This window comes from Chroococcidiopsis sp., from assembly GCF_051657925.1.
GTDB lineage: Bacteria > Cyanobacteriota > Cyanobacteriia > Cyanobacteriales > Chroococcidiopsidaceae > Chroococcidiopsis.
Genome location: NZ_JBOFLP010000314.1, coordinates 1 through 4,056, shown reverse-complemented (window position 1 = coordinate 4,056; position 4,056 = coordinate 1). Strand labels below are relative to the sequence as shown.

General features: G+C 44.3%; 5 protein-coding genes. 2 read left to right on the top strand and 3 right to left on the bottom strand.

Features of this window, described 5'->3' with window-relative positions:
- Positions 1–1,336, top strand: a 1,336-nt coding sequence (locus ACRC32_RS25360) for a S10 family peptidase (protein ID WP_438556572.1), incomplete at its 5' end; no start/stop codon positions are given.
- Positions 1,337–1,442: 106 nt separating this feature from the next.
- On the opposite strand, the gene ACRC32_RS25355 is transcribed toward ACRC32_RS25360, so the two are convergent.
- From ACRC32_RS25355 to ACRC32_RS25345, 3 genes are all read right to left on the bottom strand, one after another.
- Complete coding sequence (locus ACRC32_RS25355) at positions 1,443–2,654, bottom strand: GIY-YIG nuclease family protein (RefSeq protein ID WP_438556571.1); 1,212 nt, start codon at positions 2,652–2,654, stop codon at positions 1,443–1,445.
- 262 nt (positions 2,655–2,916) lie between these two features.
- Positions 2,917–3,348 carry a PIN domain-containing protein gene (locus ACRC32_RS25350; RefSeq protein WP_438556570.1) on the bottom strand — a complete coding sequence of 144 codons (432 nt, stop codon included), beginning with the start codon at positions 3,346–3,348 and terminating at the stop codon, positions 2,917–2,919.
- Position 3,349: 1 nt separating this feature from the next.
- Complete coding sequence (locus ACRC32_RS25345) at positions 3,350–3,595, bottom strand: hypothetical protein (protein WP_438556569.1); 246 nt, start codon at positions 3,593–3,595, stop codon at positions 3,350–3,352.
- 218 nt (positions 3,596–3,813) lie between these two features.
- Here ACRC32_RS25345 and ACRC32_RS25340 point away from each other — a divergent pair.
- The coding region (locus ACRC32_RS25340) for a hypothetical protein (protein WP_438556568.1) at positions 3,814–4,056 on the top strand (243 nt) is incomplete at its 3' end.

The following is a 4,056-nucleotide window of genomic DNA, read 5'->3' as shown; positions in this document are numbered from 1 at the left end:
CGTCAAGACGGATGCCGCCTCGCCACGACCGCTCACCTTTGTTTTTAATGGTGGACCTGGAGCTGCTTCTGCTTATTTGCACATGGGAGCATTAGGTCCCAAACGCCTCCAGTTTGGCGATCGCGGGAGTTTGCCCAAGCCACCCGTGCGAGTGGTAGAAAATACTGAAAGTTGGTTAAGCTTTACAGATTTAGTCTTTATCGATCCGATCGGTACGGGTTTCAGCCGTGTTTTGCCACAAGAGAAAGAAACTCTAGAGAAGAGCGAGAAATCTAATTTAAACGAGCAAGATGCATCCAAAGAAACTCAATTTTGGGGAGTCGAGCGAGACTTGAAGGCGATCGGCGAGTTTATCGTGCGGTTTCTGTCGCGCCACCACCGCTGGCTGTCTCCCATCTTCATTGCAGGCGAGAGTTATGGCGGTTTTCGCGTGGCTAAGCTAGCTCGCAAACTGCAACAAGAATTCGGTGTTGGTCTTTCTGGGGCAATTTTGATCTCTCCAGCTTTAGAGTTTAGTTTGTTAGAAGCAAACGATTACAATCTCACGACTTGGGCAACGGTATTGCCCTCGCTAGCCGCCGCCGCCGCGCATCACGATCGCGCTCGATGGGCGGGGCAACCAGGGGATTTATCAGCTCATATGGCTGCTGCCGAACAATTTGCCCGTAAAAGCTTGATTCCAATGCTAGCGATGGGAGAAGCATTGACTGCGGATGAGCGTCAGCCAATTTACGAGCAGTTGGCTGGATTAATTGGATTACCCCCTTCAGTAGTCGAAAGACTGGGGGGACGAATTAGAATCGAAGTCTTTGCTAGGGAACTGCTGCGCGATCGGGGGCTAATTGTGGGGTTGTACGATGCTTCAATTACGGCGATCGATCCTTTTCCCGATCGCATGACCTACGAAGGCACTGACCCAACATTAGATGGCTTAGATCTACTGTTTACGGGAGCAATTAACAGTCATTTGCGGCAGACTTTAGATGTTGAAACTGACTTAACCTACCACCTGCTGAATTTGGAAACGCTCAAAGCTTGGCAATTTGATTTCAAAGGCGACTGGAAACAAGGATTTCAAGGATCGGTGGACGACCTGCGGGTGGGAATGACACTAAATCCATATATGCAGGTGTCGATCTCGCATGGAATATTTGACTTGGTCACGCCTTATTTTGCCTCCAACCATCTTGCCAGTCAGATGAAACTCAATCCTGAAATTCGCCAAAATCTGACGTTGAAACATTATCCAGGTGGGCATATGTTTTATACCTGGGCTGAATCACGCCAGCAATGGTTTGCCCAAATGCAAGCGTTCTATCGCCATGCTACAGCATAAATAATTGCTAACCAGAGGTAGAACTGACGTGGCGATGAAGTTAATGACTCAGACGACATCCTCCCTTACTAAAAAGTGCTTGATTGGCGTAAGATTCCAGGGATATTTATATTTCTAGTTTTGCTTTTTGATGCAAGAAGCTAAGTTGTTTTATCTTCTCAAAACGCTGGAGCAACTCTTCTTTAGTAGAAGCACTTATTGGTGCAGATATGGATCTATAAGTTGTAATGCCATCATTAACTTCTGGTATCCTGACACTAACTCTGGGCGCTCTCCAGCCTTTAATTGAAAATGGATAGCTGTAAGCCTGTCGCAATCCTAAAGCTTCATAGCCTCCAAACCAATCAATTGCTTCCTGATATGCTTGTATGACACACTCAACATTCCAACCTATAGCATTGCAGACAACTTTAACCCTTCTACCCCTTGGTCTATATTCTCTACTTGCTGTTCTTCGCTGATTCAGCTCCTTCAACGCTTCTACATCTGGTTGATTAATCTCTAAATCTTTTGACCACAATAAAGGTATGGGGTCTTTGGTATACCTTTGTATAGCAGGATGATATGACTGCGACCAGTCTGTTTCAGTTCTATAATTTTGAAAGTCATTAGCTGAGATATTTATTAACTTCACTCCAGCTAAAGTTACCTCTTCTCCTTGTTGAATGAACCTGTTTGTACCTGCATCAGAACTAACTACTATAGCTACTCCATTACACTTGGTTTTCCATATTGGTGTAGTTTTTACTCTCCAATAATAACTCCATCGAAGATTCCCCCTTTTATTAACTGCATCAAATATACTCCTCAAGGTTCTAGCTGGATTTCTATAAGTCCAGTCATATTTTAGATATACGGTAGGTAGTTCAAATTCTCGACTGTATTCTTCGTAACCAATTAAAATTACGTACCGACTAATTTTAGCTAAAACATTTCTTAATTCGATTTCAGCCGGAGTAATTCTTTTTATCTCTACCTTAGTTTGATTTAGAACAGGGTAATATTTTTCAATAAAGAATGTTTCTAGCTGGGAAAGAATAGTTTCATCACGATCGCAGCTATGCCAGAAGATTTTTAGAGGATTTTTCTTGTGGATTTTTTGAAGTTGATCGGCTCTATGATGTCCTTTCCACCTTGCTTTTAAGTTCTGTGCTTTACCAACGTACCATATTTTCCTATCTCCATCCATGACAAAATAGATACCTGCTGATTCTGGCAGCCGTTCTTTCTTTAGAAACTCGACATAGGGTAATCGATCTATGTGTAAGTTGATTGAGTGTTCTATTAATCTCAATTGATTTGTTTCTACATTCTGCACCAATGTTCTTCCTTTCCCTAACCATGTATTTAATTATACATCTACATGGCGGAACTACGAGTATAGGTGGATGAGCAATAAGACTTGGGTGTGTGGGTGTTCTATCTTTGCCTCATCACACCTTTGATTGTTGCATCCAGCTAGATCTAAAGCACGATCTAGCATGGCGATCGCTTTGTGTCACTGGCTCAAGCCAACTAACCGCTGTGCCAGAAATAGAGTAACGCTGTCGATCTTTCACGTACAACTACCAAACGCTCTCCTACAAGGACGATAAGTGTGAAATTAGCGTTTCTGTAGTCCAGGTAGGTAGACCGCACCCCAAAAAGTCTCCGTCGTTCGTCCAAATTCCTGCTGACAAAACCAAAGCCAGAGCTACGGTAAACCAATCGTTGGGATCGCGAGGAATACGAAGTCTTGCTACGGTTTCGTATGAGGCGTAGACTTCATGAGGTACTACGGCTACTTTGATTTCAGCTAAAGCGATCGCCTCAGTTAATAGATTTTGCCCGATCTCCTGGGAAAACACTCCCTTTTGTACCATCCTCTCCACCCGCTTATCCAACTCGTGACAAGTCTCCTCCCAAGCCATCTGTGCCATGTATAGTTCTAGCTCTGGATGAACGATTAAATCTCGTCCCCGCTTGCGGATTAGCTCAGACACCAGAATATTCGCATCAACGACTAAGCGCATACTATTCGGGTTGAGACAAGTCTAAAGCCTGACTGAGTTTTTCTTCATCCCAGCCACTTTGGGCTAATGCCGTTTCCACCGTTTGAGAAAGTCGCATCAATGCTGCTTGAACTTCCCCTTCTTCTGATTCCCTAACTGGAAGATAAAATCCGACGATCTTGCCGTGACGTTTCACCGCGATCGCTTCATCACTTGCGAGATAGTGAGAAGCTTTGTCCCTAAACTCGCGTATGCCTACGCTTTTCATTTTGACTCCAAAAAAGTGGTCATTGTGTGGTCACATTCTAGCAAGAGATCGAGAGCGATCGCGCAAGTTGACGATCTTTTCTTCAGCAAGTTTCTTAATGAAGAATACGATCGTTCGCTAATTTTGCATCGTATACTTCTGGGTGAATTACTGTCTTTTAGAGCGAAAGAATCAATGAAAAGGCTCTAGTCAAAACTGTTACTCAAGGTGTTAGACCGATGTTGCAACCTATAAACCGTTGTTCGGGATCGATCGCAGGAGCAATAATTGTATTTCTTGGCATTGCCAGCTTAGCGCCCGCGATCGCCACTGCACCTGCCCCGCCACAACTCGTCCCAGCTAAGTTAAACGGTCAAGCCGTTTACGTTTTGTATTTGACCCGTAGTAGCGATAAAGTGTTAGTCCGCTGCTACCCAGGACAGCAACCCAAGGTGGAGGTGCAAGCGAAAGCCGACGGCACT